Origin of the sequence: Pseudomonas sp. FSL W5-0203 (assembly GCF_001896155.1) — a bacterium.
Taxonomy (GTDB): domain Bacteria; phylum Pseudomonadota; class Gammaproteobacteria; order Pseudomonadales; family Pseudomonadaceae; genus Aquipseudomonas; species Aquipseudomonas paracarnis.
On record NZ_MPOR01000019.1, the window covers coordinates 19,841 to 43,733 of the forward strand.

A 23,893-nucleotide genomic window follows, 5' to 3' on the forward strand; every position below is an offset into this window, starting at 1 on the left:
TGCACCTCCAGAGAATTCGCATGCAGACTTTTTTTATCGCGCCCACCGATTTTGGTGTGGGTCTGACCTCCATCAGCCTTGGGCTGGTGCGCACCCTGGAACGGGCCGGCCTGAAAGTCGGTTTTTTCAAACCCATCGCCCAGCCACACCCTGGCGATACCGGGCCGGAACGCTCCACCGAGCTGGTGGCGCGCACCCACGGCCTGAAACCGCCGCAGCCCCTGGGCCTGGCTCACGTGGAGCGCATGCTCGGCGACGGCCAGCTCGATGAGCTGCTCGAAGAGATCATCACCCTTTACCAACAGGCAGCCGTAGGCAAAGACGTGCTGATCGTCGAAGGCATGGTGCCGACCCGCAGCGCCAGCTACGCGGCACGGGTCAACCTGCACTTGGCCAAGAGCCTGGACGCCGAAGTGATCCTGGTCTCGGCGCCGGAAAATGAAGTGCTCACCGAGCTTTCCGGCCGTGTGGAATTGCAGGCCCAACTGTTTGGCGGTCCCAAAGACCCGAAAGTGCTGGGCGTAATCCTCAACAAGGTACGCACCGACGAAAGCATGGAAGCCTTCTCGGCGCGCCTCAAAGAGCATTCGCCGCTGTTGCGCAGCGGCGATTTCCGGCTGCTCGGCTGCATCCCCTACCAACCCGAGCTGAATGCCCCGCGCACCCGCGACGTGGCCGACCTGATGGGCGCGCAGATCCTCAATGCCGGCGACTACGAAAGCCGGCGCATGACCAAGATCATCATTTGCGCACGCACCATGCGTAACACCGTCGAGCTGCTCAAACCCGGCGTGTTGGTGGTGACCCCGGGAGATCGCGATGACATCATCCTCGCCGTCAGCCTGGCCGCCATCAATGGCGTGCCGCTGGCCGGGCTGCTGCTGACCAGCGACACCCTGCCCGACCCACGCATCATGGATCTGTGCCGGGGCGCCTTCCAGGCCGGGTTGCCGGTGTTGTCGGTGAGCACCGGCTCCTATGACACCGCCAACCAGCTCAATAGCCTCAACAAGGAAATCCCTATCGATGACCGCGAGCGTGCGGAAATCATCACCGACTTCGTCGCCAGCCACCTCGATGCGCGCTGGCTGCACCAGCGTTGCGGCACGCCGCGGGAGATGCGCCTGTCGCCGGCGGTGTTCCGTTACCAGTTGATCCAACGCGCCCAGGCCGCCAACAAACGCATCGTGTTGCCCGAAGGCAGCGAGCCGCTGACCGTACAGGCCGCCGCAATCTGCCAGGCCCGCGGCATTGCCCGTTGCGTGCTGCTGGCCAAGCCTGCGGATGTGGAGGCAGTCGCCCGCGCCCAGGGTATCGACCTGCCCGAAGGCCTGGAGATTCTCGACCCCGACCTGATTCGCCAACGCTACGTGGAGCCAATGGTCGCCTTGCGCAAAAGCAAAAGCCTCAACGCGCCCATGGCCGAGCAACAACTGGAAGACACCGTGGTGATCGCCACCATGATGCTCGCTCTCGACGAAGTGGATGGCCTGGTCTCCGGCGTTATTCACTCCACCGCCAATACCATTCGCCCTGCCCTGCAACTGATCAAGACCGCGCCGGGCTGCACCTTGGTGTCGTCGGTGTTCTTTATGCTGTTCCCCGAGCAGGTACTGGTGTACGGCGACTGCGTGATGAACCCGCACCCAAGCGCTGCGGAACTGGCGGAAATCGCCCTGCAAAGCGCCGACTCGGCGGCCGCGTTCGGCATCACGCCACGGGTGGCGATGATCAGCTATTCCAGCGGTGACTCGGCCAGCGGCGAGGAGGTGGAAAAAGTCCGCGAAGCCACCCTGCTCGCCCACGAACAACAAAGCTCGCTGCTGATCGACGGCCCGTTGCAATACGACGCTGCCGCCAACGAAAACGTCGCCCGACAACTGGCGCCCAACAGCCAGGTGGCAGGCAAGGCCACCGTCTTTGTATTCCCGGACCTGAACACCGGCAACACTACCCACAAAGCCGTACAACGCAGCGCCGATTGCGTGAGCCTGGGGCCGATGCTCCAGGGCCTGCGCAAACCGGTCAATGACCTGCCACGAGGCGCCCAGGTGGACGACATCGTGTACACCATCGCCCTGACGGCGATCCAAGCCGCCAACCGACCCATGGATATCTAAATGCTGGATTTTCTACCTGCCGCCGTGCGCGGGGTGATCGCTTCGCTGTTGCTGGCGCTGAACACGATCCTGCTGTGTTCGTTCCTGTTTATCGTGGCGCTGTTCAAGGCGCTGCCGTTCGCCAAGCGCCTGAGCGAATGGCTGATGAACCACACCCATGAAGCCTGGGTCACCAACAACAAGGGTTGGATGAACCTGGTGCGCCGTACGCGCTGGCACCTGACTGGCCTTGAGGGCCTGGACTACCAGCACTCGTACCTGGTGACCAGCAACCATCAGAGCTGGGTCGACATCATGGTGTTGCAGTACGTGCTCAATCGGCGCATTCGCCCCCTGAAGTTCTTCCTCAAGCAAGAGCTGATCTGGGTACCGGTGATTGGTCTGGCGTGGTGGGCGCTGGGCTTTCCCTTCATGAAGCGCTACAGCAAGGCTTATTTGGAGAAGCACCCGGAGAAGAAAGGCAAAGACCTGGAAACCACGCGCAAGACCTGTGCGAAGTTTCGCGACAACCCCGTGGGGATTTTCAACTTTGCCGAAGGCACACGCTTTACGCCGGGCAAGCATGCGCAGCAGCAGTCACCGTTTCGCTACCTGCTTAAACCCAAGGCGGGCGGCATTGCGTTTGTGTTGGATGCCATGGGCGAGCAGCTCAAGTCACTGATCAATGTGACCATCCACTACCCCGCCGGGCGCCCAGGTTATTGGGATTTGCTGTGCGGTAACGTGAAGGACGTGGTGGTGCACTTTGAAGAGGTGCAGATACCGGCCGAATTCATCGGCAAGAATTATGAGCAGGATGGGGAATATCGACTGGCGTTCCAGGACTGGATCAACCAGTTGTGGCAAGACAAGGATGCATTGTTGGAACAGCTGCACAAAGACTTTCCGGCCAGCCGCTGATCAACATGTGGATGCAATTTAATGTGGGGGCTGGCTTGCCTGCGATAGCGGTGGATCAGCTAAGGATCAATAAACTGACAGTCCGCCATCGCAGGCAAGCCAGCTCCCACATTGACCGAGTCCACATTTGAGAATATGTAAAAAGCCCGCCACCGGGTAACCGGTGGCGGGCTTTTTTGTGCGGCAATAAAGCTTAGATCGCGCCGCGCTGACGCAACAGTTCCAGCACTTGCTTGACGCTGTCTTCCAGCGACAACGCCTGGGTGTCGATCACAAGGTCGGCATTCAGCGGCACGTCATACGGGAAGGATTCGCCAGGGATGTTATCCCCACCGGCCGCGTACAAACCTTGCGGGTCACGCTCGGCGCACACCAACGGCGATGCCTGCACGTAGACGGTCAGCAGTCGGTCCGCACCAATCAGCGCCTTGGCCTGTTCACGGCCTTCGGCATCCGGCGCAACGAAGGCTGCCAGGGTCAACAGGCCGGCTTCATTGAACTGACGCGCCACATGAGCGGCACGACGCCAGTTCTCGGTACGCCCGGCACGGTCCTGCGGCAACCCTTTGTTCAGGTCGTGACGCAGGTTCTGGCCGTCCAGTACGAACACCGCACGGCCCATGTCGAACAGCTTGCGCTCGACCGCATAGGCCAGAGTGCTCTTGCCTGCGCCCGACAAGCCGCTGAACAACACCGTGGCCGGCTGCTGGCCGAAACGCAGGGCGCGCTCTTCGGTGGCGACATGCGCCAGGCTGCCGTGCTGCGCAGCGCCGCCATGACCCACCGGTGGCGCGATGATCATGCCCGCGGCGACCGTGCCGTTGGTCAAACGATCGATCACGATGAACGCGCCGGTGGTGCGGTTGCTGTCGTAACCGTCCAGGGCGATGGCGGCGTCCAGGCTGACCTTGACCCGACCAATTTCGTTGAGCTGCAGCGAACTCGCCGGGCCTTCGGCCAGGGTGTTTACGTCCACGCGGTGCACGATGCTGGTGATGGAACCCGGCACGTAGCTGGTGGCGCGTTTGATGTCGTATTTCTTGCCCGGCAGCATCGGTTCTTCAGCCATCCACACCAGCATGGCGTCGAAGGCGTCGGTCACTTGCGGCACGTTGTCGGCATGCACCAACAGGTCGCCACGGGAGATGTCGATCTCATCTTCCATGGTCAAGGTCACGGCCTGGCCTGGGCCTGCGTGTTCCAGCTCACCTTCAAAGGTGACGATGGATTTGACGCGGCTGCTCTTGCCCGACGGCAATACCACCACTTCGTCACCCTTGTGCACGATGCCGCTCGCCAGGGTGCCGGCAAACCCACGGAAGTTCAGGTTCGGGCGGTTGACGTATTGCACCGGGAAACGCAGGTCGGTGTAGTTGCGGTCGTTGGCGATCTCGACAGTCTCCAAGATCTCCATCAGCGACTGGCCGGTGTACCAGGGCGAACGCTCGCTCTTGTTCACCACGTTGTCGCCCTTGAGCGCCGACATCGGCACGAAGGCCAGGGTGCTCGGCTTGAATGCGATACCTTCGGCGAACTTCAGGTAATCGGCCTTGATCGACTCGAATACGCTTTGGTCAAAGCCGTTGATGTCCATCTTGTTGATGGCCACCACGATGTGTTTGATGCCCAGCAACGAGGCGATGTAGCTGTGACGACGGGTCTGGGTCTGCACGCCGTAGCGGGCGTCGATCAGGATGATCGCCAGGTCACAGGTAGACGCACCGGTGGCCATGTTGCGGGTGTACTGCTCATGGCCGGGGGTATCGGCGATGATGAATTTGCGCTTGGCGGTGGAGAAATAGCGGTAGGCAACATCGATGGTGATGCCCTGCTCACGCTCGGCCTGCAGGCCATCGACCAGCAACGCCAGGTCTATATCGTCACCGGTGGTGCCGGACTTCTTCGAGTCGCGGGTAATGGCTTCCAGGTGATCTTCGTAGATCATCTTGGAGTCGTGCAGCAGGCGCCCGATCAGGGTGCTCTTGCCGTCATCGACGTTGCCGCAGGTCAGGAAGCGCAACATCTCTTTGCGCTCGTGCTGGCCCAGGTAGGCGAGGATGTCCTCGCTGATCAAATCAGATTGATGCGACATGACAGCCCCTTAGAAATAGCCTTGACGTTTTTTATCTTCCATCGAGCCTGCACCATCGTGGTCGATGACACGGCCCTGGCGCTCGGAAGTTCGCGTCAGGAGCATTTCCTGAATGATGTCCGTCAGCGTCTCGGCTTCGGACTCCACCGCACCCGTCAACGGGTAGCAGCCAAGGGTGCGGAAACGTACTTTCTTTTTGACGATACGGGCTTTGTCTTCGTCGGACAGGTGCTCGAGGATGCGGTCGTCGTCGATCATGATCAACGTGCCGTTCTTCTCGATCACCTCGCGCTCGGCGGCGAAGTACAGCGGCACGATCGGAATGCCTTCCAGGTAGATGTACTGCCAGATGTCAAGCTCGGTCCAGTTGGACAGCGGGAACACGCGGATCGACTCGCCCTTGTTGACGTTGCCGTTGTAGACGTTCCACAGCTCCGGGCGTTGGTTCTTCGGGTCCCAACGGTGCTTGCTGTCGCGGAACGAATACACGCGCTCTTTGGCACGGGATTTCTCTTCATCGCGACGGGCACCGCCGAATGCTGCGTCGAAACCATGCTTGTCCAGCGCCTGCTTGAGGCCCTCGGTCTTCATGATATCGGTGTGCTTGGCACTGCCGTGGGTGAACGGGTTGATGTTCTGCGCCACGCCATCGGGGTTGATGTGGGTGATGAGGTCCAGCCCCAATTCCTCGACCATCTTGTCGCGGAACTTGTACATCTCCTGGAATTTCCAGCGAGTGTCGACGTGCATCACCGGAAATGGCAGTTTGCCCGGGAAGAAGGCCTTGCGTGCCAGGTGCAGCATCACGGCGGAGTCTTTACCGATCGAGTAGAGCATCACCGGGTTATCGAACTCGGCGGCGACCTCGCGGATGATGTGGATGCTTTCCGCCTCCAGCTGTTTCAGATGCGTCAGTTTGTCGACCATGGTTACTCACGGAAAAACGATCTTATGGACGGCCAGCGGGCCGTGTTCGAGCGAGGCATGCTAGCACAGCAACTTCTTCTATTTAGGGAGCCAGCTAGACCGAAACGGTATATGAATATGCCGCCGAGTTTGGCGCCCAACTCGCTCAATGTGGGATCTGGCTTGCCTGCGATACAGGCGCCCCGCTCATTCAGGCTGACCGAGGTGATGCCATCGCAGGCAAGCCAGCTCCCACAGTGTTCAATGCAGTGCTTTAGATCGGATTGGGGCAGTCGATGAACAGATGCTCCAGGGCAAAGCGCCGCGCCAGGTAGTCGCCCAAGGCCTGCACGCCGTAGCGTTCGGTGGCGTGATGGCCGGCGGCGATGAAGCTGATGTCGTTTTCCCGGGCGCTGTGGAAGGTCTGTTCGGACGCTTCACCGCTCAGGTACAAATCGACACCCGCGGCAATCGCCTGGTCGATGTAGCCCTGGCCGCCACCGGTACACCAGCCGACGCGGCGAATCATCTCGCTGCCTTCGATCAGCAGCGGTTCGCGGCCCATCACGTCCTGCACGCGACGGGCGAAGTCGCGGGGTGACAAGGGCTCGGCCAGGGAGCCGACCAGGCCGACGATTTTTGGGTTGCCGGGGTCCAGCGGGCCTTCGACGGTGATGTCCAGGTGGCGAGCCAGTTGCACGTTGTTGCCGACATCGGCGTGCAGGTCCAGGGGCAAGTGGTAGGCCAGCAGGCTGATGTCATGCTTGAGCAGGGTTTTGAGGCGGCGCTGCTTCATGCCGGTGATGCATGGGTTTTCGCCCTTCCAGAAGTAACCGTGGTGCACCAGCACCAGGTCGGCCTTGGCTTCGACAGCGGCGTCCAGCAGGGCTTGGCTGGCGGTCACGCCGCTGACGATGCGCATCACTTGGGGCCGGCCCTCGACCTGCAGGCCATTGGGGCAGTAATCGGCAATTTTGGCGCTGCCGAGGTAGCGGTCGGCTTCCTCGACGAGGGTAGTAAGGGGCACGGCCATAAAAGACTCCTAAATATCCCGTTCGCAGGCGTCACAGCCTCGTATAATGCGCGACATTATGGGCGCTCTCCCGCCCCCTGCAACCTGTCAGGACTTACTTGATGCTCAAGGCACTGCGTTTTTTTGGATGGCCATTGTTGGCTGGCGTGCTGATCGCGATGCTGATTATCCAGCGTTATCCCCAGTGGGTGGGCCTGCCCACACTGGATGTGAACCTGCAACAGGCGCCGCAGACCAACACAGTGGTGCAGGGTCCAGTGACCTATGCCGATGCCGTGGTCATCGCCGCTCCGGCGGTGGTCAACCTGTACACCACCAAGGTCATCAACAAGCCCGCGCATCCGTTGTTTGAAGACCCGCAATTTCGCCGCTACTTCGGTGACAACGGCCCCAAGCAGCGCCGCATGGAATCCAGCCTCGGCTCCGGCGTGATCATGAGCCCCGAAGGCTACATCCTCACCAACAACCACGTGACCACGGGCGCCGACCAGATCGTGGTGGCCCTGCGTGACGGCCGCGAAACCCTGGCCCGTGTGGTGGGCAGCGACCCGGAAACGGATCTGGCGGTACTCAAGATTGATCTGAAGAACCTGCCGGCCATCACCCTCGGCCGCTCCGACGGTTTGCGCGTGGGCGATGTGGCGCTGGCCATCGGCAACCCGTTCGGAGTGGGGCAAACGGTGACCATGGGCATCATCAGCGCCACCGGGCGTAACCAGTTGGGCCTTAACAGCTACGAAGATTTCATCCAGACCGACGCGGCGATCAACCCCGGCAACTCGGGCGGTGCGCTGGTGGACGCCAATGGCAACCTGACTGGCATCAACACCGCGATTTTTTCCAAGTCTGGCGGTTCACAGGGCATTGGTTTCGCCATCCCGGTAAAGCTGGCGATGGAAGTGATGAAGTCGATCATCGAGCACGGCCAGGTGATTCGCGGCTGGCTGGGCATTGAAGTACAGCCCTTGACCAAGGAACTGGCCGAGTCATTTGGCCTGACCGGGCGTCCAGGCATCGTGGTAGCGGGGATCTTCCGCGACGGCCCGGCGCAGAAAGCCGGCCTGCAACTGGGCGATGTGATCCTCAGCATCGACGGCGCGCCGGCGGGTGATGGCCGCAAGTCGATGAACCAGGTGGCGCGGATCAAGCCGACCGACAAGGTGGCGATCCTGGTGATGCGCAACGGCAAGGAGATCAAACTGTCGGCGGAAATCGGCCTGCGCCCACCACCGGCGACCGCACCAGTCAAAGAAGAGCAATAACCGTCGCGACCCACGCGCCCGTTCGCGGGCGCTTGTAAGGCTATATTTCTTAGCGATTCATTCTCATTAGGCATGTTATATTGTTTCAATATCGCTATTGGAACGCTCTATCATGTCGTCTCGAAAGTTTGTGCCCTTGGCCGGCCTGGCCCTGGGTTTGCTGCTCGACCCTGCCTACGCCGAAGAAAACACCCTGGAACTGGACACCATCAGCGTCACTTCCGACGCCTATGAATCCGCTACCGGTCCGGTCGACGGCTACCGTGCCACCCGCTCTGCCAGTGCGACCAAGACCGACACGGCCTTGCGCGACATCCCGCAGTCGATCAGCGTGATTCCGGCCACGGTACTCAAAGACCTGGGCAGTACCAGCGTTGAACGCGCCCTGGAATTCGCCGGCGGTGTGTCCAAGCAAAACAACTTCGGCGGCCTGACCCTCTACGAATACAGCGTGCGCGGCTTCACCACATCCGAGTTCTACCAGGATGGTTTCAGCGCCAACCGTGGTTACCCCAGCACCCCGGACGCGGCGAATATCGAGCGCATTGAAGTGCTCAAAGGCCCCGCCGCCAGCCTTTATGGGCGTGGCGATCCCGGCGGCACGGTGAATATCGTCACCAAGAAACCCCAGCCCGAGGCCTTCACCACGCTGCAAACCAGCGCCGGCAGTTGGGACCGTTACCGCACCGCGCTGGATGTGAATACGCCGCTGGACAGCGAGGGGCGCGTGCTGACGCGAGTGAACCTGGCCGTTGAAGACAACCACAGCTTTCGCGATCACGTCGACGCCAAGCGTGTGTTTGTTGCGCCCTCCTTCAGCTGGCAACTGGACCCGGACACCACCCTGCTGGTGGAAAGTGAGTTCGTGCGCCACAGCTCCACCTTCGACCGGGGCATCGTCGCCAACACCGGCATGTCCCATTCCACCTTCCTCGGCGAGCCCAACGACGGCAATATCCGCAACCACAACAACCGCATTCAGGCGGCGTTGGAACACCACCTCAACGACGCCTGGAAACTGCGCCTGGCCAGCCATTACAAGCAAGGCAGCCTGTGGGGCGATGCTTCGGAAAGCCGAGCGTTGAACGCAGACGGCCACAGCGTCAATCGCCGCTACCGTGAACGCTCCACCGGTTGGCATGACAGCATCACCCAGCTGGAACTACGCGGGGTGTTCGATATCGGCAGTTGGCAACATGAGCTGTTGATCGGCACCGAATACGAGGATTACCGCAAGAAAGAGCGTGTGACGACGATCGCTGGCGACTATCCCATCGACATCTACAAACCGGTGTACGGCCAGCCCAAACCCAACGGCATACGCTCCGGCACTGACTTCTTCGAACAAACCAAAAGCCACGCACTGAACCTGCAAGACCAGATCATCTTCACCGACCGCCTGCGCGGCATGATCGGTGCGCGCTTCGAACACTTCGAACAAAGCACCGACGACTTCACCCGCAACCACGCCAAGAGCCGCCAAACCCACGACGCCTTCACTCAACGCGCCGGCCTGCTCTACCAGCTCACGCCAGAAGTCGGCGTGTTTGCCAACGCCTCCACCTCGTTCAAGCCCAATGGCGGTCTGGATGCCGGTGGCAAGTCCTTCAAGCCCGAAGAAGGCGTGGGTTATGAGGTGGGAATCAAGAGCGAGCTGTTTGACGACCGCCTCAGCGCCACTCTGGCGGCCTTTCATATCGAAAAGGAAAACGTGCTGACCCTGGACCCGGCGACCAACCTCAACCGCGCCATGGGCAAGGCCCGCAGCCAGGGCTTCGACCTGCAAGTAACCGGGCAAGTGACCGACGCAGTCCGCGTGATCGGCGCCTTGGCCTACATCGACGCTGAAGTGACCAAGGGCGACAAAATCATCCCCACGGGCAGCCGCATTCTCGGCGTGGCCAAGCGCAGCGGCAGTGTGTTGGGTGTGTATGAATTCCAGGACGGCGCATTGCGTGGCTCAGACCTGGGCGCAGCGTTCACCTATGTAGGTGACCGCTCAGGCGAAGCCGGCACAGGCTTCGAACTGCCCGCCTACCACACCGTGGATTTGCTGGCCCATTACAAGGCCACGCAGAACGTGACGGTGGGGCTGAACCTCAACAACCTGTTCAATGAAAAGTACTACGAGCGGTCCTACAGCAACTATTGGGTCAACCCCGGCGAGCCGCGCAACTTCACGGTTAGCCTGACCCTTAATCTGTAGATACAGTCAAAATGTGTGGCTTGCCTGCGATGACCATAGGTAATCACGATGCGAAGCGAGCCGCTCTTGATCTTGATCTGCTTGTGATCTTGATCTCAGGCGCCCCGTTAAACCACGCTGGCCGAACGCAGGCTTGAATTCGTGGGTAACCCGGCAGGCCGCCGGGTTAGCCGCCCCGCGCCATGGATGGCGCGTGGCGGCGGCCCACGGATTCAAGCCTGTGTTCGGGCACACCGAGCCTAGGCGAGGTGCCGAGTGGTGGGGCAAGAGCCCTTTGGTTACTTTGGGCTGGGCCGGCATTCCGGCTCTTTTCCAAAGTGACCCGCTGTAAAAGCGGAACCCTAAGCAGCCGTTACCGCAGGAATGGATATGTACACAATCCAACTGTGTTGACTGCCATGCCGCCTTCGCGAGCAAGCCCGCTCCCACAATTGGTCCGCGGGGGGTCAAGTAGGGAAGCGTCGCGGTTAGGCCGCCATCGCAGGCAAGCCAGCTCCCACAATTGGATCACCGCAGGGCTCGATTACAAGGCAACCGGCGCCCGTTCGCACAGGGTATTAAGCGCCGCCGCCCACTGCGGCTCGTCATTCAGGCAAGGCACCAACACCAACTCCTCGCCCCCCGCTTCACGAAATTGCTCGCGACCGCGATCGCCAATTTCCTCCAACGTCTCAATACAGTCGGCGACGAACGCCGGGCACATCACCAGCAGCTTCTTCACCCCTTGCTGGGCCAATGCCTCAAGGCGCGCCTCGGTGTAGGGTTCGATCCACTTGGCCCGGCCCAGGCGGGACTGGAACGCCACCGACCATTTGCCCTCCGGCAAACCCAGCCGCTCGGCCACATCCCGCGCCACGCTGAAGCACTGCGCGCGGTAACAGGTGGCAAGCACTTCAGGGGATGCGTTCTTGCAGCAGTCGGCGTCCTTGAAGCAGTGCTGGCCGGTAGGGTCGAGCTTGGTCAGGTGACGCTCAGGCAAACCATGGAAACTGAGCAGCAAGTGATCGTAATCCTGCTCCACATAAGCGCGCACACTCGCCGCCAGCGCATCGAGGTACTCAGGCTGATCGTAGAACGGTTGCAGGATCGAAAACTGCACATTCAGTTGCTTGTCGCGCACCACTCGCTTGGCTTCCTCTATCACCGTGGTGACGGTGCTGTCGGCAAATTGAGGGTACAACGGCGCCAGTGTGATTTTTTGAATACCCTGGGCGGCCAGGCGCGTCAGGACCGTTTCCAGGGACGGTTCGCCGTAACGCATCGCCAGTTCCACCGGGCCCTGGGTCCACTGCGCGGTCATCTGCTGTTGCAGGCGGCGGCTCAGCACCACCAGCGGCGAACCTTCGTCCCACCAGATCGACGCATAGGCATGGGCCGATTGCTCGGGGCGCTTGATCAGGATCAGCGACACCAGCAAGCGCCGCACCGGCCACGGCAAGTCGATCACATAAGGGTCCATCAGGAACTGATTGAGGTAGCTGCGCACATCGGCCACTGAAGTGGACTTTGGCGAACCCAGGTTGACCAGTAACAACGCGTGATCGGTCATGCAACATCCTATCTTTAGAGGCGGCTGGACAAGTCGTCCAGAGCCGCACGCAACTCAGTGAACTGGAAAGTGAAACCTTCGGCCTGCAGCCGTTCAGGCAAAGCCTTTTGCCCGCCCAGCAACAAGCCGGACAACTCACCCAGGCCAACCTTCAACGCAAATGCCGGCATCGGCATGAACGCCGGGCGGTGCAGCACCTGGCCCAAGGTCTTGGCAAATTCGCGGTTGCGCACCGGGTGTGGCGCGCAGGCATTATAAGGACCGTTGGCGTCTTGCTTGTGCAGAAGAAAATCAATCAGGGCGATTTGATCCTTGATATGCACCCAGGGCATCCACTGCCGTCCATTGCCAATCGGCCCGCCCAGCGCCAGTTTGAACGGCAGCAGCAGGCGCGACAAAAAGCCGCCCTCGGCAGACAGCACCAACCCCGTACGCACCAGCACCACGCGAATGCCCAAGGCTTCGGCACGCTGGGCGGTTTCCTCCCAGGCGATACACAACTGGCTGGGAAAATCGTCCAGCACCGGGCCGCTGGCTTCGGTCAGTTCGCGCTCGCCGCCGTCGCCGTACCAACCCACCGCAGAACCGGAGATCAGCACCGCCGGTTTTTGCTCCAGGCTTTCCATCCAGGCCAGCAAGGTTTCGGTGAGGTGAATGCGACTGTTCCACAGCAATGCCTTGCGCTTGTGGGTCCAAGGCCGGTCGGCGATAGGCGCGCCTGCCAGGTTGACCACCGCGTCCACCGCGCCAATCACCTCTTGTAGACGAGCCACCCCGAGCACCTGCGCACCACACACCTGGGCGACCGTTTCCGGTTGCCGGCTCCACACCGTCAGGCGATGGCCTTGCGCGAGCCAGTGCTTGCAGAGTTGGCGACCGATCAAGCCGGTACCGCCGGTCAGCAAAATATGCATGGGACTCTCCTCATGTAACGTTCGCCGCCGCTCACTGGTCTATTTTATAAGCAGGGATCAATTTGATAATTGAGCGTGACGGGGGTTCAAGCCTTAGCTTAACCATAGGTCACGCCACACAATCAGGCACGCCAAAACTTATACCAAAAAACAATATTGTACAGCTATTGGTGTCGGCGTAGTCTGTACCCAACGGTAAAACGAGGCCTCCCATGACTGTTCCCATCGCGATCATTGGTACCGGCATCGCCGGTCTCTCCGCCGCCCGAGCGTTACAAGACGCCGGGCACGCAGTACAACTCTTCGATAAAAGCCGCGGCAGCGGTGGCCGCATGTCCAGTAAGCGCAGCGACGCCGGCGCGCTGGACATGGGCGCGCAATATTTCACCGCCCGCGACCGGCGCTTCGTCAACGAAGTGCAGCGCTGGCAAACCAACGGCTGGGCCGAGCAGTGGAAGCCCCAGCTGTATAACTTCAAGTCCGGGCAATTGACGCCCTCCCCCGATGAGCAGATCCGCTGGGTGGGCACACCGCGCATGAGCGCCATCACCCGCGCCCTGCTCGACGACTTGCCGGTGGAGTTCGGTTGCCGCATCACCGAAGTCTTCCAGGGCACGCAGCACTGGAACCTGCTCGACGCGGACGGCGGCAATCACGGCCCTTTCAGTCACGTGATCATTGCCACGCCGGCGCCCCAAGCCACCGCCCTGCTGGCCGCCGCGCCCAAGCTGGCGAGCGCCGCCGCCGGGGTGAAAATGGACCCGACCTGGGCCATCGCCCTGGCGTTCGACAAGCCCCTGGATACGCCGATGGAGGGCTGCTTCGTGCAAGACAGCCCCCTCGACTGGCTGGCGCGCAACCGCAGCAAGCCTGGGCGCGACACCACCCTCGACACCTGGGTGCTGCACGCCACCAGCGCCTGGAGCAAGGCCCACCTGGACCTGCCCAAGGAAGCGGTGATCGAACACCTGCACGGCGCCTTTGCCGAATTGCTGCACAGCGCCATGCCCGCGCCGTCGTTCAGCCTGGCGCATCGCTGGCTCTACGCACGCCCCTCCAGCAGCCATGAGTTCGGTGTGCTGGCCGACGCCGACCTGGGCTTGTTCGTTTGCGGCGACTGGTGCCTGTCCGGTCGGGTGGAAGGTGCCTGGTTGAGTGGCCAGGAAGCGGCGCGACGCTTGATCGAGCACCTGCAATGAACCGCATCAACCCCGCCAAACTGCTGCTGTCAAAATGGACGGCAGCTCATCCTCGCCACAAGGAAAAACACTTCCTGGTCACCGAGTTGTTCCGTGACGACGAGGGCACGGTGCTGGACATCGAACTGCAGGCCATCCTTACTCGGCGCGCCGAACGCCTGCCCTGGCAGACCCTGAAAAACGCTGAAGACTGGAAAATCGGCTGGAAATAAAGCGGCGGCACAAACCTGTACAAATTATTTGACTTGTACAACATCGAGCCTATGATGAGATTTAGTTGTACAAGATTTTTAGCTTGTACAGGATTCTTGCAGAGGTTTGCTTATGTCCAGCCATGTGAAACCGAAGATCGCCATCAGCGCCTGCCTTCTGGGTGAGAACGTGCGCTTCAATGGCGGTCATAAACAGTCCCTGCTATGCAGCCAGACCCTGAGTGACTACTTCGATTTTGTCCCGTTGTGCCCTGAAGTTGCCATCGGCCTGGGCATTCCTCGGCAAGCGATCCGCCTGGTCGGCGATCCCAACCAACCGCAGGCTGTGGGCAGCGTAAACCCTGCGCTCAATGTCACTCAGCCACTGGACGATTACGGCCAGCAAATGGCCCGGGAACATACCGACCTGTGCGGCTACATTTTCATGCAAAAGTCACCGTCTTGCGGGCTGGAGCGGGTCAAGGTGTACCGCGACAACGGCACGCCCGTCGACGGTGGCGGGCGCGGTATTTACGCCCAGGCGTTTTGTGCCCGCCACCCCAACCTGCCGGTGGAGGAAGACGGTCGCCTGAACGACCCGGTGCTGCGGGAAAACTTCCTCACCCGCGTATTCGTGTACGCCAGTTGGCAGCAACTGTTGGCCGACGGTCTTACCCGTCACCGCTTGCTGACGTTTCACTCGCGCTATAAGTACCTGCTGATGGCCCACAGCCCGGCGCATTACAAAAGCCTGGGCCACTTGCTCGGCAGCATGGGCAAGGGCATTGACCTGCAAGCTTTGGCCGACGGCTATTTCAGCGAACTGATGGCGGGCCTGAAAAAATGCGCGACTCGCGGTACCCATACCAATGTGCTGCAACACATCAGTGGCTACCTCAAGCAGGCCATCAGCGCCGATGACAAACAGGAAATGCAGACCGTCATCGGCCAATACCGCCACGGCATCGTGCCACTGGTGGTGCCGCTGACCCTGCTCAAGCACCACTTTCGCCAACATCCGGACCGCTACATCGCGCAGCAGGCCTACCTGCAACCGCACCCGGAAAACCTCAGCCTGCGTAATGCGATCTAACCCATGAAACCTGCCCTGCTCGACGAACCCGGCGAAGACATCGCCCTGGCCCTGGAAAACGGCTGGCTGCCGATCCGCGAGGTGGCGCGCCAGACCGGCGTGAATGCGGTGACGCTGCGCGCGTGGGAGCGCCGCTACGGCCTCATCGTGCCCCAGCGCACGCCCAAAGGGCATCGGTTGTTCAGCGCCGAACACGTACAACGCATCCAGGCCATCCTCACCTGGCTCAATCGCGGCGTGCCGGTCAGCCAGGTCAAAGGGCTGATCGACTCCGCCCAAGGTAGCCCGGAGCCGATGGAAAACGAGTGGCAGAGCCTGCGCCAGCATTTGGTGAGTGCCATCAGTGAACTGGCCGAGCGCCGGGTCGATGACGCCTTCAACCAGGCCATGGCGCTCTACCCGCCACGTACCTTGTGCGAGCAACTGATGCTGCCGCTGCTCAACGAGCTGGAACAACGCTGGCAGGGCCAGTTCGGCGCGCAGATGGAGCGGGTGTTCTTCTTGTCCTGGTTGCGCAGCAAGTTCGGCGCACGGATCTATCACAACAATCGTCAACTCCACGGCGCGCCCCTGTTGCTGGTCAATCATTCCGACCTGCCCCTGGAACCGCACCTGTGGCTCAGCGCCTGGCTGGCCAGCAGTGCCGATTGCCCGGTGGAAGTGTTCGATTGGCCGCTGCCGGTGGGCGAACTCGCCCTGGCGGTGGAACACCTGCAACCGCGTGCGGTGCTGCTGTATTCGAGCAAGGCGTTGCAGGTGCCGGCCCTCAGCAAACTGCTGGGCGGCATCCGTTGCCCAACCGTGATTGCCGGACCAACGGTGTGCATCCACCACGCCGAGTTGGGCGTATTAACCCAGGACATCCCTGAGTTGTCCGTGGCCGAGGACCTGTTGTCGGCCCATCAATTATTGATCCAGCGTGGAATTGTCTGAATGCATCTGATCTGGTTGCGCACCGACTTGCGCCTGCACGACAACACTGCCCTGGCGGCCGCGAGCCAGCGCGGCCCCGTCGCGGCTGTTTACCTGATCACACCCGAGCAATGGCAGGCGCATGATGACGCGCCGTGCAAAGTCGATTTCTGGCTGCGCAACTTGCAGCATCTGAGCCAGGCACTGGACAACCTCAACATCCCCCTGTTAATCCGCCACGCCGCGACCTGGGACCAGGCGCCGACGGTACTGAGCCAACTGTGCCGCGAGCTGTCGGTGGAGTCGGTACACGTCAACGAGGAATACGGCATTCACGAGAGCCGCCGCGACAGCGCCGTGGCCCAGGCCCTGGAAGCTGACGGCGTGACCTTCCACAGCTACCTGGACCAACTGTTTTTCCAGCCGGGTAGTGTGCTGACCAAGACCGGCACCTACTTCCAGGTGTTCAGCCAGTTCCGCAAGGTCTGCTACAGCCGCCTGCACAGCGCCCTGCCCCGCAGGGTGCCGACGCCAAAGGCCCAGGCCGAGCCTGGCGTGAAGAGCGACCCTGTGCCAACGGCAGTCGAAGGGTTCCCGACACCCAGCGAAACCTTGCGTGCCCTCTGGCCCGCTGGCGAAGACGAGGCGCGCCGTCGCCTCGATGCCTTCGCTGATCAGCAGATCAGCTATTACAAGGACGAACGCGACTTCCCGGCCAAGCCCGGCACCAGTCAGCTTTCTGCCTACCTGGCCGCCGGAGTGGTTTCGCCGCGCCAGTGCTTGCACGCCGCGCTGCAAACCAACCAGGGCGAGTTCGAAAGCGGCGACATCGGCGCCATCACCTGGATCAACGAGCTGCTGTGGCGCGAGTTCTACAAGCACATCCTGGTCGGCTACCCACGGGTTTCCCGCCACCGCGCGTTTCGCCCGGAAACCGAAGCGCTGGTCTGGCGCAAGGCGCCCGAAGACCTGGCCGCCTGGCAACAGGCGCGCACCGGCTTGCCGATCATCGACGCGGCCATGCGCCAACTGCTGGAAACCGGCTGGATGCACAACCGCCTGCGCATGGTGGTGGCGATGTTCCTGACCAAAAACCTGCTGATAGACTGGCGCGAAGGCGAGCGCTTCTTCATGCGCCACCTGATCGACGGTGATCTGGCGGCCAACAACGGCGGCTGGCAGTGGAGTTCGTCCACCGGCACCGACTCGGCGCCGTATTTCCGGATATTCAGCCCGCTGAGCCAATCGGAAAAATTCGACGGCGACGGCGTATTCATCAAACGCTGGCTCCCGGAACTGGCCGCGCTGAATAAAAAACAAGTGCACAACCCCGAAGCGGCTGGCGGCCTGTTCGGCGTGGCGGATTACCCGCGTGCCATCGTCGATTTGAAACAGTCTCGCGAGCGCGCCTTGGCCGCATTTCGCCGGCTGCCTTCGCGTCAGGAGATGGCCGAACATGAGTGACTTCCTGCGCCAGTTCGCCCCCACCTTCGCCACGCTGGACAAGCACAACCTGCACCTGCTCGGCCGCCTGTACAGCGAGGACGTCGCCTTCGCCGACCCCCTGCATGAAGTTCAGGGCCTGCCAGCGTTGCAGCGTTACTTTGCCGACTTGTACAGCAACGTCAGCGAGCTGAATTTTGACTTCCACGGCTTCGATACCGTGGCCGAAGGCGAGGGCGACCTGCGCTGGACTATGCGTTTTCGTCACCCACGCCTGGCCGGCGGCCAGGTGATCGAGGTGCCAGGCTGTTCCCATTTGATGTGGCACGACAAGGTTTACCGCCATCGCGACTACTTCGATGCCGGCGCCCTGCTCTATGAACATGTCCCCCTACTGGGTCGCGTTATTCGTTGGCTGAAAAGGAGAATGGGATGAGCCTTACACCGCCCCGTCGTTATTGGCTGACCGGCGCCAGCAGTGGTATCGGTGCGGCGCTGGCCGTGGAGTTGCTCGAGAGCGGCGCCCAAGTGGCCCTGAGTTCCCGCACCCAAGGCCCGCTGGATGCCCTCGCCGTTCGATATCCAGGCCAGGTGCTGGTGGTGGCCGGCGACCTGACCAACAGCCAGACCGTGCGCGAGATCGGTGAGCGTATCAGCGAGGTCTGGGGTTCGCTGGACACGGTGATCCTCAACGCCGGCACTTGTGAATACGTCGACGCCCGGCAATTTGACGCCTCGATCATCGAGCACGTGGTGCGTACCAACCTGCTGGCGAGCAGTTATTGCATCGAGGCCGCGCTGCCGCTGTTGCGCGCCGGGCGTACCCCGCATCTGGTGGGCGTGGCCAGTGCCGTGACCTACCTGCCCATGCCTCGCGCCGAAGCCTACGGCGCGTCCAAGGCCGGCCTGCGTTACTTGTTCGAATCCCTGCGTATCGGCCTGTCGCCAGAAAACATCGATGTCACGGTGATCAGCCCAGGCTTCGTCGACACGCCGCTGACCGAGCGCAATGATTTCCCGATGCCCCTGAGCTGGCCGGCCGACAAAGCCGCGAAACACATCTTCGCCAAGCTGGAAAAACGCCCGCTGGAAATCGCCTTTCCGGCCCTGTTCATTGCCACCTTGTGGCCGCTGTCGAAGCTGCCCAACCGCGCGCAACTGATCATCGGCAAACGCATGCTGCGCAGCCCTCCACCGAAGAAGGACGACCTGTGAAGATCGCCATTATCGGCAGCGGCATCGCCGGGCTGACCGGCGCCTACCTGCTCAGCCGTCGCCACGACATTACGCTGTTCGAGGCCAGTGACTGCATTGGCGGGCATACCCACACGGCCAAGGTGACGGTCGACGGCAAAAGCTATGCGGTGGACACGGGCTTCATTGTGTTCAACGACTGGACCTACCCCAACTTCATCCGTCTGCTGGAGCAGATCGGGGTCAGGTTCAAACCCACCGAGATGAGCTTTTCGGTGTGTGACCAAAGCACTGGCTTTGAGTACAACGGCAACAACCTCAACAGCCTGTTTGCCCAGCGCCGCAACATCCTGTCGCCGGGGTTCTGGGGCATGTTGCGCGATATCCTGCGCTTCAATCGCCAGGCGCCCCTGGACTTGCAAGAGCAGCGCATCAGCGCCGACATGACCCTGGGCGATTACCTCACCGCTGGCGGCTATGGCCCCAGGTTTATCCGGCATTACATCGTGCCGATGGGCGCGGCCATCTGGTCGATGTCCTTGGCCGATATGCTCAAGTTTCCGCTGCAGTTTTTTGTGCGCTTCTTCAAGAATCACGGCTTGCTTTCGGTGAGCAACCGCCCGCAATGGTGCGTGATCGAAGGCGGCTCCAGCTGTTATATCGAGCCGCTGACCCGCAGCTTTCGCGAACAGATACGGCTCAACTGCCCTGTGCATAAGGTGCAACGCAGCGACGAGGGTGTGGTTATCCACAGCCCGGCCGGCAGCGAAACCTTCGACCGCGTGGTGTTCGCCTGCCACAGCGATCAGGCCCTGGCCTTGCTCGATGACCCCAGCCAGGCCGAACAGCAGATCCTCGGTGCCCTGCCCTACGCCGACAACGACGTGGTGCTGCACACCGACACACGCCTGCTGCCCGACCGCAAACTGGCCTGGGCCAGCTGGAACTATCGGCTGACGGGCAACGTGCAACAACAGGCCGCCGTCACCTATGACATGAACATCCTGCAAGGCATCGACAGCGCCACTACCTTTTGCGTCAGCCTCAACCAGACGCCGATGATCAACCCGCTGAAGATCCTGGCGCGCTACACCTACGCCCATCCGCAATACAGCCTGGCCGCAGTCGCCGCACAGGCACGCTGGGAAGAATTGAACGGCGTGCGCAATACCTTCTACTGCGGGGCCTACTGGGCCAACGGCTTTCACGAAGACGGCGTGGTCAGCGCTCTGCGCGTGGCCCAGGCGTTTGGGGAAACCCTGTGAACAGCGCCCTGTACAGCGGCTGGATCGCCCATCGGCGGTTTACGCCCAAGGCCCACGCCTTTCGCTACCGCATCGGCCTGCTGTACCTGGACCTCAGCGAAGAGGACGAAGTACTGGGGCTCTCGCCGCTGGCTGGCACGAGTCGCCTGGCGCCTTTCGGTTTCCGCCAGCAGGATTACCTGCGTGAATTCACGCGCCACGGCATGAGCTTGAGCGATGCTGTGCGCGACGAAGTCGGCAAGGCCCTGGGGCATACGCCCCAGGGCGCTATCTGCCTGCTGACCCAGGCCCGCAGTTGGGGCCTGGCTTTTAACCCGGTGAGTTTCTTCTACTGCTTCGAGGCTGACGGGCGACTGGCCGCGATCCTGTGTGAAGTGACCAACACCCCATGGCGCGAGCGCTATCACTACGTGCTGCCTGCCCAGGCACTGGGCGCCGATGAGCACCAGCATTTCGCCGTGGCCAAGGCCTTCCATGTGTCGCCGTTTTTGCCTCGCGAGCTGGAATACCGCATGAGTTTCAGCCCGCCCGCAGCCAGGCTCGGCGTGCATATGGCCGATTGGCAGGGCACGCAAAAAGTCTTCGACGCCACCTTGAGCCTGGAAAAACAGGCACTGAGCCGCGCCAGCCTGCATCGCTATCTGTGGCGCTTCCCCTGGATGACCGCCAAGACCGGCCTTGCGATCTACTGGCAAGCCTTGCGCCTGCTGCTCAAACGCACACCGATTTTTTCCCACCAGGCCGCCGATGGCGCCTCTCGCACCGCAGTCGGGTATACCAAGGATCGCCACCATGAAATCCCCTAGCTTATCGGTCAAGGCTAACCGCCTGAACGTCAACGGCATGACCGCTGCGCTGTTGCGCAAAGGCGTGTTGCGCCAGCTCAGCCAATTGCGCCACGGCCAGTTGGTGATCATCGAGGATGGCGAGCGGCAAGTCTTCGGCGCACGGGAAGCGCACCTGCTGGGCGAGATCCAGATTCTCGACGCGGCGGTATGGGGGCTGGTAGCGGCCAATGGATCGATCGGCGCTGGCGAAGCGTTTATCCATGGTTACTGGACCAGCCCCGACCTCACCGCCGTCGTGCGGGTGATGGTCAGCAATCTGGAGGTGCTCGACGCCATGGAAGGCGGGCTGGCACGCCTGGCCCGGCCGTTCACTCAGGGCCTGCACTGGCTCAACCGCAACACACGCAAAGGCTCGCAAAAAAACATCGCCGCCCATTACGACCTGGGCAACGACCTGTTCGAAGAATTTCTCGACCCCACCATGATGTACTCGGCGGCGCAGTTCCTGACGCCTGATGACACCCTGGAGCAGGCACAGCTGAACAAGCTGGCGCGGATTTGCCAGAAACTGGCGCTCAAGCCCAGCGACCATCTGCTGGAAATCGGTACCGGCTGGGGCAGCATGGCGTTGTATGCGGCGCAGCATTATGGTTGCCGGGTCACCACCACGACCTTGTCCAAGGAGCAGTTCGCCTACACCGCCCAGCGTGTCGAGGCGCTGGGCCTGCAAGATCAAGTGACCGTGCTGCTGAGCGATTACCGCGACCTCACCGGTGAGTACGACAAGCTGGTGTCGATCGAAATGATTGAAGCGGTGGGCCATCGTTTCCTGCCCACCTATTTCAAACAATGTGCCCAGTTGCTCAAGCCCGACGGCCTGATGCTGCTGCAAGCCATCACCATACGTGAACAGCGCTTTGAACAGGCCAAGCGCAGCGTCGACTTTATCCAGCGCTACATCTTCCCCGGCGGCGCGCTGCCCTGTGTGCAAAACATGCTGCAGATCGTCAGCCGCGACACCGACATGAACCTGCTGCACATGGAAGACTTCGGCCTGCACTACGCTCGCACCCTGCGCCTGTGGCATGAAAACTTTCGCCGCGCCCATGGCCGTCTTGCGGAACTCGGTTATGACGAATACTTCCTGCGCCTGTGGGAGTTTTACCTGTGCTACTGCGAAGGCGGCTTTATGGAGCGCACCATCGGCACCGCGCAGTTGCTGCTGGCCAAACCGGCGGCCATCAATCCGCCGCTGCTCGGGCGTTTCAGTGCTTAAATCCCTGGCCAATGCCGTGCTGTTTCAGTGCGGCTGGTTTGCCTGCGTACTCGGCGGCGATAGCCGTTGGTTGCTGATCGGCGTCGCGGTACTGGGCGCACACTTGCTGTGGATAAGTGCTTGGGCAAGAGAGGGGCAAGTGATTCTGGCCGTGACGGTGCTGGGAACGCTGGTCGATACAGCACTGCGCGGGCTCGGCGTGTTTGAGTTCAATACGCCGGGACCACTGATTCCGCTGTGGCTGATACTGTTATGGGCCTTGCTGGCCACCACCTTGCGCCATTGCCTGGCCTGGAGCGCACGGCCCTGGTGGCTGGCCAGCCTGCTAGGCGCGGTGGGCGGGCCGTTGTCTTATTACGCCGGCGGCCAATTGGCAGGCGTGAGTTTTGCGTACGGCACCACCCCGACACTGATCGGCCTGGCGCTGTTATGGGCCATGCTCTTTCCGCTGTTGCACGGGGTTGCACAGAGGCTGGAATACTGACGCCCGTCCGAGCATTCATACGCGTCTAGCGCACTTGCCTTACACTGCGCGCCTATGACCAACATCCCTCACATTCAAATCACCGAACCCGTCACCTGCTCGACGTGCGCGGCCTGTTGCTGCCAGCTGGAAGTCATGCTGATCACCGACACCGGCGTGCCGCAACGCTTTATCGATACCGACGATTGGGGAGGTGAGGTGATGCTGCGCCTGGACGACGGCTGGTGCGCAGCGCTGGACCGCGACACGATGATGTGCACGATCTATGAGCTTCGGCCGTTGATTTGCCGGGAGTTCGAGATGGGGGCGCCGGAATGCCTTGAAGAGCGCGAAGGTATTACCACGGCCTATCGCTGACCCCGAACTTCGTGACGATCACGGGCTTGTGTGGGAGCGGGCTTGCTCGCGAATGCGTTGGGTCAGTCTAAGTATGTGCTAGCTGATACACCGCTTTCGCGAGCAAGCCCGCTCCCACAGGGGGGCCAAGTGTTCTTGAGATTAGAGCGGCATGGTGTAGTGCAGCGAGTAGCTCTCTACCCCATCGTTATTGCTGCTGATGCCGGCATTGGAATAATGCGTGGCACGAATGCCCACTTCATGCCCGCCGTTGAACCGCAGGCCGAAACCCAGACGGTCTTCGAACTGGAAGGACTGGCCGATGTTGTTGTCTTCCAGCCGAGTGCGGGAGAACAACGCCACGCCGATACCGGCTTCGATGTAGGGCTTGACCGACTCGCCGGCAAACTCATACACAAATACCGGCGAGAACGACAGGCTGCTGGCGCCTGCACGCTCGTCCCCTTCCCAATAGGTATAGGCGCCGCTCCAGTAGCCGGTCAGTCGGCCGACATTGCTCTGCATCCAGCTTTTGTCCCAATCGGAGGTCAGGCCCAGGCGGTAGGTCAGCGTCGAATCGCTGGTGCTCCCCAAGCCGAACTCCAGGCCGGCGGCCTGGGCTGAAACAGAGTGTCCCAACATAGCGGCCGCAATCGCAGCCAAACAGAACAAGCGCTTCATGTGAAACGTCCTTTGCAAACGGAATAATTGGGTTATGTACAGGCTAACG

22 protein-coding genes are annotated in these 23,893 nt (G+C 61.4%); 16 read left to right on the top strand and 6 right to left on the bottom strand.

All coding sequences use genetic code 11. The annotated features are described in order from the left end of the window. Nucleotides 1–20: 20 nt before the first annotated feature. On the top strand, nt 21–2,120 hold the full coding sequence (pta, locus tag BOP96_RS17395; protein ID WP_003188396.1) for a phosphate acetyltransferase: 2,100 nt from the start codon (nt 21–23) through the stop codon (nt 2,118–2,120). After that, complete coding sequence (locus BOP96_RS17400; RefSeq protein WP_073453456.1) at nt 2,121–3,020, top strand: acyltransferase; 900 nt, start codon at nt 2,121–2,123, stop codon at nt 3,018–3,020. 193 nt (nt 3,021–3,213) lie between these two features. Here BOP96_RS17400 and cysN read toward each other — a convergent pair whose 3' ends face one another. The 3 genes from cysN to BOP96_RS17415 form a co-directional block, all read right to left on the bottom strand. After that, entirely contained in the window at nt 3,214–5,112 is a 1,899-nt protein-coding gene (cysN, locus tag BOP96_RS17405) for a sulfate adenylyltransferase subunit CysN (protein ID WP_003188392.1), read from the bottom strand. A 9-nt stretch (nt 5,113–5,121) separates the two neighbouring features. Then, on the bottom strand, nt 5,122–6,039 hold the full coding sequence (gene cysD, locus BOP96_RS17410) for a sulfate adenylyltransferase subunit CysD (RefSeq protein ID WP_016971196.1): 918 nt from the start codon (nt 6,037–6,039) through the stop codon (nt 5,122–5,124). A 253-nt stretch (nt 6,040–6,292) separates the two neighbouring features. Then, nucleotides 6,293–7,051, bottom strand: a complete 759-nt coding sequence (locus BOP96_RS17415) for a Nif3-like dinuclear metal center hexameric protein (RefSeq protein WP_020302961.1) — start codon at nt 7,049–7,051, stop codon at nt 6,293–6,295. Nucleotides 7,052–7,152: 101 nt separating this feature from the next. Here BOP96_RS17415 and algW point away from each other — a divergent pair, with 101 nt between their 5' ends. Both algW and BOP96_RS17425 read left to right on the top strand, forming a co-directional pair. After that, entirely contained in the window at nt 7,153–8,313 is a 1,161-nt protein-coding gene (gene algW / locus BOP96_RS17420) for a Do family serine endopeptidase AlgW (RefSeq protein ID WP_003188388.1), read from the top strand. Between the two features lie 112 nt (nt 8,314–8,425). Next, nucleotides 8,426–10,519, top strand: coding sequence for a TonB-dependent siderophore receptor (locus tag BOP96_RS17425; RefSeq protein WP_020302960.1), 2,094 nt, complete (start codon nt 8,426–8,428; stop codon nt 10,517–10,519). A gap of 523 nt (nt 10,520–11,042) precedes the next feature. On the opposite strand, the gene hemH is transcribed toward BOP96_RS17425, so the two are convergent. Continuing rightward, the gene (hemH, locus tag BOP96_RS17435) at nt 11,043–12,068 is read right to left on the bottom strand and encodes a ferrochelatase (protein WP_014716851.1); all 1,026 of its coding nucleotides are present in this window, start codon (nt 12,066–12,068) and stop codon (nt 11,043–11,045) included. A gap of 14 nt (nt 12,069–12,082) precedes the next feature. Continuing rightward, nucleotides 12,083–12,982, bottom strand: coding sequence for a TIGR01777 family oxidoreductase (locus BOP96_RS17440; RefSeq protein WP_020302487.1), 900 nt, complete (start codon nt 12,980–12,982; stop codon nt 12,083–12,085). Nucleotides 12,983–13,194: 212 nt separating this feature from the next. Between BOP96_RS17440 and BOP96_RS17445 the strand changes: the two genes are divergently transcribed. From BOP96_RS17445 to BOP96_RS17500, 12 genes are all read left to right on the top strand, one after another. Beyond that, nucleotides 13,195–14,181, top strand: coding sequence for an NAD(P)/FAD-dependent oxidoreductase (locus tag BOP96_RS17445; RefSeq protein ID WP_072434153.1), 987 nt, complete (start codon nt 13,195–13,197; stop codon nt 14,179–14,181). Beyond that, nucleotides 14,178–14,393: a TIGR02450 family Trp-rich protein gene (locus BOP96_RS17450; protein ID WP_014716848.1), complete on the top strand. Its 216-nt coding sequence runs from the start codon at nt 14,178–14,180 to the stop codon at nt 14,391–14,393. The genes BOP96_RS17445 and BOP96_RS17450 overlap by 4 nt, the downstream gene beginning before the upstream one ends. A 112-nt stretch (nt 14,394–14,505) precedes the next feature. Next, nucleotides 14,506–15,465, top strand: coding sequence for a YbgA family protein (locus BOP96_RS17455; protein ID WP_014716847.1), 960 nt, complete (start codon nt 14,506–14,508; stop codon nt 15,463–15,465). A 3-nt stretch (nt 15,466–15,468) separates the two neighbouring features. After that, entirely contained in the window at nt 15,469–16,398 is a 930-nt protein-coding gene (locus BOP96_RS17460) for a MerR family transcriptional regulator (protein WP_032903986.1), read from the top strand. Further along, on the top strand, nt 16,399–17,841 hold the full coding sequence (phrB, locus tag BOP96_RS17465; RefSeq protein ID WP_073453458.1) for a deoxyribodipyrimidine photo-lyase: 1,443 nt from the start codon (nt 16,399–16,401) through the stop codon (nt 17,839–17,841). It abuts the gene before it with no gap. After that, nucleotides 17,834–18,256: a nuclear transport factor 2 family protein gene (locus tag BOP96_RS17470; RefSeq protein ID WP_073453460.1), complete on the top strand. Its 423-nt coding sequence runs from the start codon at nt 17,834–17,836 to the stop codon at nt 18,254–18,256. The genes phrB and BOP96_RS17470 overlap by 8 nt, the downstream gene beginning before the upstream one ends. Further along, the gene (locus BOP96_RS17475; protein ID WP_014716843.1) at nt 18,253–19,035 is read left to right on the top strand and encodes an SDR family NAD(P)-dependent oxidoreductase; all 783 of its coding nucleotides are present in this window, start codon (nt 18,253–18,255) and stop codon (nt 19,033–19,035) included. Before BOP96_RS17470 ends, BOP96_RS17475 begins: the two co-directional genes overlap by 4 nt. After that, nucleotides 19,032–20,279 carry an NAD(P)/FAD-dependent oxidoreductase gene (locus BOP96_RS17480; protein WP_073453462.1) on the top strand — a complete coding sequence of 416 codons (1,248 nt, stop codon included), beginning with the start codon at nt 19,032–19,034 and terminating at the stop codon, nt 20,277–20,279. Before BOP96_RS17475 ends, BOP96_RS17480 begins: the two co-directional genes overlap by 4 nt. Continuing rightward, nucleotides 20,276–21,085 (top strand): DUF1365 domain-containing protein, encoded by an 810-nt coding sequence (locus BOP96_RS17485; protein WP_014716841.1) that lies wholly within the window; start codon nt 20,276–20,278, stop codon nt 21,083–21,085. Before BOP96_RS17480 ends, BOP96_RS17485 begins: the two co-directional genes overlap by 4 nt. After that, nucleotides 21,072–22,343: an SAM-dependent methyltransferase gene (locus tag BOP96_RS17490; protein ID WP_060766634.1), complete on the top strand. Its 1,272-nt coding sequence runs from the start codon at nt 21,072–21,074 to the stop codon at nt 22,341–22,343. The genes BOP96_RS17485 and BOP96_RS17490 overlap by 14 nt, the downstream gene beginning before the upstream one ends. Further along, nucleotides 22,336–22,827, top strand: a complete 492-nt coding sequence (locus tag BOP96_RS17495) for a DUF2878 domain-containing protein (RefSeq protein WP_073453464.1) — start codon at nt 22,336–22,338, stop codon at nt 22,825–22,827. Before BOP96_RS17490 ends, BOP96_RS17495 begins: the two co-directional genes overlap by 8 nt. Before the next feature lie 54 nt (nt 22,828–22,881). Then, nucleotides 22,882–23,184 (top strand): YkgJ family cysteine cluster protein, encoded by a 303-nt coding sequence (locus BOP96_RS17500; RefSeq protein ID WP_003188364.1) that lies wholly within the window; start codon nt 22,882–22,884, stop codon nt 23,182–23,184. 141 nt (nt 23,185–23,325) lie between these two features. Here the strand turns inward: BOP96_RS17500 and BOP96_RS17505 are convergent, their stop codons facing one another. Then, the gene (locus tag BOP96_RS17505; RefSeq protein ID WP_073453465.1) at nt 23,326–23,844 is read right to left on the bottom strand and encodes an acyloxyacyl hydrolase; all 519 of its coding nucleotides are present in this window, start codon (nt 23,842–23,844) and stop codon (nt 23,326–23,328) included. Nucleotides 23,845–23,893 lie beyond the last annotated feature (49 nt).

Bases quoted from the DNA above. Each gene is read 5' to 3' on its own strand.
- BOP96_RS17445 (WP_072434153.1), top strand. From the start codon at position 13,195: ATGACTGTTCCCATCGCGATCATTGGTACCGGCATCGCCGGTCTCTCC.
- pta (WP_003188396.1), top strand. From the start codon at position 21: ATGCAGACTTTTTTTATCGCGCCCACCGATTTTGGTGTGGGTCTGACC.
- phrB (WP_073453458.1), top strand. From the start codon at position 16,399: ATGCATCTGATCTGGTTGCGCACCGACTTGCGCCTGCACGACAACACT.
- algW (WP_003188388.1), top strand. From the start codon at position 7,153: ATGCTCAAGGCACTGCGTTTTTTTGGATGGCCATTGTTGGCTGGCGTG.
- cysD (WP_016971196.1), bottom strand. From the start codon at position 6,039: ATGGTCGACAAACTGACGCATCTGAAACAGCTGGAGGCGGAAAGCATC.
- BOP96_RS17400 (WP_073453456.1), top strand. From the start codon at position 2,121: ATGCTGGATTTTCTACCTGCCGCCGTGCGCGGGGTGATCGCTTCGCTG.
- hemH (WP_014716851.1), bottom strand. From the start codon at position 12,068: ATGACCGATCACGCGTTGTTACTGGTCAACCTGGGTTCGCCAAAGTCC.
- BOP96_RS17475 (WP_014716843.1), top strand. From the start codon at position 18,253: ATGAGCCTTACACCGCCCCGTCGTTATTGGCTGACCGGCGCCAGCAGT.
- BOP96_RS17440 (WP_020302487.1), bottom strand. From the start codon at position 12,982: ATGCATATTTTGCTGACCGGCGGTACCGGCTTGATCGGTCGCCAACTC.
- BOP96_RS17490 (WP_060766634.1), top strand. From the start codon at position 21,072: ATGAAATCCCCTAGCTTATCGGTCAAGGCTAACCGCCTGAACGTCAAC.
- cysN (WP_003188392.1), bottom strand. From the start codon at position 5,112: ATGTCGCATCAATCTGATTTGATCAGCGAGGACATCCTCGCCTACCTG.
- BOP96_RS17505 (WP_073453465.1), bottom strand. From the start codon at position 23,844: ATGAAGCGCTTGTTCTGTTTGGCTGCGATTGCGGCCGCTATGTTGGGA.
- BOP96_RS17470 (WP_073453460.1), top strand. From the start codon at position 17,834: ATGAGTGACTTCCTGCGCCAGTTCGCCCCCACCTTCGCCACGCTGGAC.
- BOP96_RS17450 (WP_014716848.1), top strand. From the start codon at position 14,178: ATGAACCGCATCAACCCCGCCAAACTGCTGCTGTCAAAATGGACGGCA.
- BOP96_RS17415 (WP_020302961.1), bottom strand. From the start codon at position 7,051: ATGGCCGTGCCCCTTACTACCCTCGTCGAGGAAGCCGACCGCTACCTC.
- BOP96_RS17455 (WP_014716847.1), top strand. From the start codon at position 14,506: ATGTCCAGCCATGTGAAACCGAAGATCGCCATCAGCGCCTGCCTTCTG.
- BOP96_RS17500 (WP_003188364.1), top strand. From the start codon at position 22,882: ATGACCAACATCCCTCACATTCAAATCACCGAACCCGTCACCTGCTCG.
- BOP96_RS17425 (WP_020302960.1), top strand. From the start codon at position 8,426: ATGTCGTCTCGAAAGTTTGTGCCCTTGGCCGGCCTGGCCCTGGGTTTG.
- BOP96_RS17460 (WP_032903986.1), top strand. From the start codon at position 15,469: ATGAAACCTGCCCTGCTCGACGAACCCGGCGAAGACATCGCCCTGGCC.